The following is a 508-nucleotide window of genomic DNA, read 5'->3' as shown; positions in this document are numbered from 1 at the left end:
TGCGCAAAGTGGCCAGATTGTGGGTAAAATCGGCGAGACGTTTGGCGTAAGCAATTTAGCGCTCGACACCGAGGGAGTTGGCGACTCCTCCCAGGTGGTGGTCAGCGGCTATGTATTGCCAGGCCTGCAAGTGAAATACGGCGTGGGTATATTTGACTCTATAGCAACACTCACGTTACGTTATCGCCTGATGCCTAAGCTATATCTGGAAGCCGTGTCTGGTGTAGACCAGGCACTGGATTTGCTCTATCAGTTCGAGTTTTAGCAATGCGAATATTTGTCTACGGCAGTTTACGCCACAAACAAGGCAACAGTCACTGGATGACCAATGCCCAGTTACTGGGCGATTTCAGTATTGATAACTACCAGTTGTATAGCCTGGGCCACTATCCAGGCGCAGTTCCGGGGAACGGAACAGTACATGGTGAAGTTTATCGTATTGACAACGCCACGCTGGCCGAACTTGATGCCTTGCGCACCAGGGGCGGTGAATACGCGCGCCAGTTGA

The 508-nt window shown here is 51.6% G+C and carries 2 protein-coding genes; both read left to right on the top strand.

The features are described 5' to 3' along the window. The coding region (locus LZP73_RS19260) for a translocation/assembly module TamB domain-containing protein (RefSeq protein ID WP_234236525.1) at positions 1-265 on the top strand (265 nt) is incomplete at its 5' end. 56 nt (positions 266-321) lie between these two features. Continuing rightward, a partial coding sequence (locus LZP73_RS19255) for a gamma-glutamylcyclotransferase family protein (protein WP_326490365.1) occupies positions 322-508 on the top strand: 187 nt, incomplete at its 3' end.

It is taken from the genome of Shewanella sp. AS16 (genome assembly GCF_021412365.1).
In the GTDB taxonomy this organism is placed as follows: Bacteria; Pseudomonadota; Gammaproteobacteria; order Enterobacterales; family Shewanellaceae; genus Shewanella; species Shewanella salipaludis.
Note: the sequence above shows the minus strand (reverse complement) of the source record. Positions and strands in the feature narration are given on the sequence as shown.